Genomic DNA, 4395 nt, shown 5'->3' with positions numbered 1-4395 from the left:
CTCAATAAATCGCATCAATGATTTCCACTTAGGTGGAAGTTTTACTTCCGCAATAAAACATGTTCTTCGTATTCTATTGAAAAAATTATAATTATTTTTATGGCATGTAAATTGCTTTGAGTGGGGTGACATTTTAATTGATACCACACTAATGAAAAAAATCATCACCTTCGGAACCTTTGATGTGTTCCATGTTGGGCACCTACATATCTTACAGCGAGCAAAAAGGCTGGGTGACTGGCTAGCTGTTGGCGTCTCCTCTGACGCCTTAAACTTCCACAAAAAAGGGCGTTATCCGGTTTACGATGAAAGTGACCGAATGTCGATTATTGCGGGCATTAAATATGTCGATGAAGTTTTTCTCGAAGAGTCGCTGGAATTGAAGCCGGACTATATTAAAAAATATCACGCCGATACCCTGGTGATGGGCGATGACTGGAAAGGTAAATTTGACCGGTATTCTTCACTGGCTGAAATCATCTATCTGGAACGCACTCCTTCGATATCGACAACCTCCCTGATCGAAGTAATAAAAAAGCGTTAACACTGTTGGAGGTGGTGGGTAACGGCAGTAAATCTTATGCGCTGTTTCCGGCGGCGCGTCACATCCTGCAATCACTTTTTGCACAATCCTGAATAAACATTTCCCGCACCGCTCCGATAACTTCCTTACAAACTTTACAAAAACAACAATCGCAGGAGCAGGGAACATGGGGCTGGTATCCCGATTACGTAATGTGCGCATCACGCGTAAACTGTCGGCAGGATTCGGCATCGTGCTGTTGTTAGTGGCACTGGCAACCGGATTGAGCGTGCAGCGCTTCAACGCCATTCATGACATCTATCAGAAAACTAATCTGATTTATGACATCAACATTGAAGTGTTTCAGGCCAAAATTAACCGCCTTAAATATCTGTATGGCGATGACAAATCTGGCCAGGTGATGGCGAACTACGTCACGCATGCGCAGCAGCTTACCAGCGAAGCGAAACAACTTTCATGGTCGGATGCCGCCAGAGCGCGGGTGGATGAACTGGCTACGCACCTCGCCAGTTTCCAGAACAGCATTGGCGCCATGACGCAAGCCACGCAGCAACTCAATAGCTTGCGCTCGCAGCTTGATGCCTTAAGCCAGCAAGACATGACCTCGCGCTACACCCAACTGATTCGCACTCCGGTTACCAATCCTGAACTCACCAACCAAATCTACGAACAGCTGTTCGCCATTAGCAATGTGCGTGAAGAAGCCTGGGCGCTGCGTTTTAACGTTAGTGATACGCTGCGTAAAACGCTGGAGAACCATTTCCAGCAGGCCGATCAGGGCATGAAAGCGCTGCTGGCGCAGTTACCGCCGGAACAGCAGGGCGAATTTACCTCGCTGTGGCAGGACACCGAGAAATTTAAAAGCCTCAGCCTGCAAGCGGCGGATGCCTACGGTCAGCTGCGTGCGGCGGAAGATACGGTCAAAGTGGCGGGCGATAAAAGCAGTGCGGCGATCAAACAGATCATTACCATCGTCAAAACGCGCAACGATGAACTGGCCAACGGATCGGCGGCAATCTCACTGCTGATTGGTGGTCTGGCGATTCTGTTCGGCGTACTGGTGGCGTGGTACATCATTCGTCAAATCACGCGTCCGGTGTTCCATAACCTGGAGCTGGCGGAGCGCATCGCCAACGGCGATCTCAGCTCGCAATTTGCCACCGATCGCCATGATGAACTCGGCAAGCTGACGTCGGCGATGGGACGCATGAACGAACGACTTCGCAGCATGATCGGCGATGTGCTGAGCAGCGTTAACAGCGTGTCACAGGCGGCCAGTGCGATTAACCAGGGCAACCTCGATTTGTCATCGCGCACCGAACAACAAGCGGCGGCGGTGGTGGAAACCGCTGCCAGCATGGAGCAGCTCACCGCCACGGTGAAAAATAACGCCGCCAATGCGCGTCAGGCGAGTCAGATTGCGGCGGAAGCGTCACACAACGCCAACAAAGGCGGCATCGCGGTGCGTGATGTGGTGAACACCATGGGCGAAATTTCTGACAGCTCGAAAAAGATCGCCGATATCACCGCCGTGATTAATAGCATCGCCTTCCAGACCAACATCCTCGCGCTGAACGCGGCGGTGGAAGCGGCGCGTGCCGGTGAGCAGGGACGTGGCTTCGCCGTGGTCGCCAGCGAAGTGCGCAATCTGGCACAGCGCAGTGCCGGTGCGGCAAAAGACATCGAACAGTTGATCAGTGAATCGGTGGGGCGCATCAGTAATGGCCACCAGCAGGTGGCGCGAGCCGGTGAAACCATGGATCAGATTCTCGGCAGCATTGCGCGCGTGAATGAAATCATGGAAGAGATTTCAGCAGCGTCGGATGAACAGAGTCGTGGCATTGAGCAAATTGCCCGTGCGGTGGGCGAGCTGGATACCACCACACAGCAGAACGCCACGCTGGTTAGCGCCTCTTCGCACTCGGCGAATTCGCTGGAAGAGCAGGCGCTGATGCTGGAGCGATTGGTGGCGCAGTTCCGCTTGCAGGGTGCCGCCCGCTAGAATAAACATAGTGGAAGTCGGTCCCGATTGACTTCCACTGTCTCTCTTTCAATCAGAGTGCGACTTTTTTGTGCGGTTGCGAAAGTGCAAGGTAAATATTCTTAAAATATTCCGCTCCACTGATAACTTTTCCCGTTAAACTGCAATTCTTGTCGTCCTGATACTTCCCGTGCATGAACTACTACTCACCTGACGATAGTCACTTGAAGCGGCGTTCCCAACGCTTCGTCCGTCGCATGTTTATCATGCGTCAGCTCGGCACGATTTTATGTTTTTTCCCAATCCTCTCAGTACTGATGGAGATGGATCGTGGCCTGGCGTTTAGCGCCCTGTTATTTGTGAATGCGTTTCTCTGGCCGTGGTTGGCGTATCGCCGCGCGTTGCGGGCAGATGATTCCACCACCACCGAACGGCATAATTTAACCCTCGACGCCGCCTTTGGTGGTATTTGGGTGGCGCTAATGGCGCTGAGTCCGCTGCCTTCATTTGTCATCATGGCGGTGCTGGCCTCGGATCGTTATGCCGCCGGCGGTGCCGCGCAGTTGATCGCAGCGATGCAGGCATTTCTCTGCGGCTTTGTCATGGTATGGCTAATGGATGGCGCTGGCGTAAACCTGACGTTCAGCACACAAACCGTCTGGCTGACCTTGCCGCTGGCGACCTGCTACATGCTGGTGCTCAGCGTTACGTCCTACAATCTCACCTGGCAATTGCGTAAGCGTAACCGCGAGCTGGAGCGCATTGCGCTGATGGATCCCGGCCTGGAAATCCCCAATCGTCGCCTGTTTGAACGCCGCTTGGAGAGCGAGTTTCTCAGTACGCGTCGTGGCGACAGCGCCGGTTATTTGCTGCTGATGGATCTCGATTATTTCAAAACGGTAAACGATACGTGGGGCCATGAAGCGGGGGATTTCCTGCTGGCAGAAATCTCGGCGTTACTGCGCAATCATGTGGGATTACAGGATATTCCGGCGCGTTTTGGCGGCGATGAGCTGGGCGTGATTGTGCATCATGCCAGCGATGAATCGGTGGTGGCGCTGGCCCAACGTTTGCAGGAAAAGATCGCGCAGGTGCGCTTACCAGCGTCGGCGGAGTTTCGTTGTTCGGTGAGTATTGGTATTGCATCGGCAGCACATGCGGAGTCGATTCGTCACTGGTTGCGGCATGCCGATGAAGCGCTGTATGAGGTCAAACGCGCCGGACGCAACGGCGTGCGCTTGTGGCAACCGTCGCTGGCCGGCGCGGCCTGAATCACACGAATTCGGGTTCGCAATTCACCGGAAAGTTAAGCGAGTTCGCAATGAAACAGGCTTCATGCGCCTGATGATGCAGTTCACGCGCGCGGTCCGCGTCCGCCGGATCGCGCAGCGCAATACGCGGTTTCAACGTGATATTGGTAAACCGGCCGCGCGTGCCTTCAATCATTGTCCCTTCCGCCGCATCTTCGTAGGCTTCCACCACAATTCCGGCGTCAGAACAGAGATGCAGATACCATAATTTGTGGCAAGCCGAGGCTGAAGCCAGCAGTAACTCTTCCGGATTCCAGCGCGCCGCATCACCGCGAAACGCCGGATCGGCGCTCAGCGCTACCGTCTCTTTGCCAACGGCAATCAGCTCCGCGTTGCGGTCATAAGCGGTATAAGATGCGGTGCCGTTGCCGCGGTTTCCGGTCCAGCGCACTGTGACCTGATAATGGTGTTCCTTTGCTGCCATGTTAAAAGCCCCTTTTAAATCGTAGGGTAGCCATTAATGGCGACCCTCTCAATGAACGCACGAAACTGGAAAACATCACCCACGGTGTTATCCGGTCACCATAAATGGCGACCCTACGAAAATCCCGCCAAGCCAT

General features: G+C 53.6%; 4 protein-coding genes. 3 read left to right on the top strand and 1 reads right to left on the bottom strand.

The features are described from left to right. Positions 1-151: 151 nt before the first annotated feature. From RTY00_RS05870 to RTY00_RS05860, 3 genes are all read left to right on the top strand, one after another. Positions 152-544, top strand: a complete 393-nt coding sequence (locus RTY00_RS05870) for an adenylyltransferase/cytidyltransferase family protein (protein WP_258145568.1) — start codon at positions 152-154, stop codon at positions 542-544. A 166-nt stretch (positions 545-710) separates the two neighbouring features. Then, positions 711-2546, top strand: coding sequence for a methyl-accepting chemotaxis protein (locus tag RTY00_RS05865; RefSeq protein ID WP_312663775.1), 1836 nt, complete (start codon positions 711-713; stop codon positions 2544-2546). A gap of 173 nt (positions 2547-2719) precedes the next feature. Beyond that, entirely contained in the window at positions 2720-3796 is a 1077-nt protein-coding gene (locus RTY00_RS05860; RefSeq protein WP_312663774.1) for a diguanylate cyclase, read from the top strand. Position 3797: 1 nt separating this feature from the next. Here RTY00_RS05860 and RTY00_RS05855 read toward each other — a convergent pair whose 3' ends face one another. Further along, on the bottom strand, positions 3798-4259 hold the full coding sequence (locus RTY00_RS05855) for an OsmC family protein (RefSeq protein WP_312663771.1): 462 nt from the start codon (positions 4257-4259) through the stop codon (positions 3798-3800). Positions 4260-4395 lie beyond the last annotated feature (136 nt).

The sequence above is a fragment of the Pantoea sp. CTOTU49201 genome (assembly GCF_032054795.1).
In the GTDB taxonomy this organism is placed as follows: Bacteria; Pseudomonadota; Gammaproteobacteria; order Enterobacterales; family Enterobacteriaceae; genus Pantoea; species Pantoea symbiotica.
The sequence above is the reverse complement of the archived record's forward strand: the minus strand, read 5'-3'. Positions and strand labels throughout refer to the sequence as shown.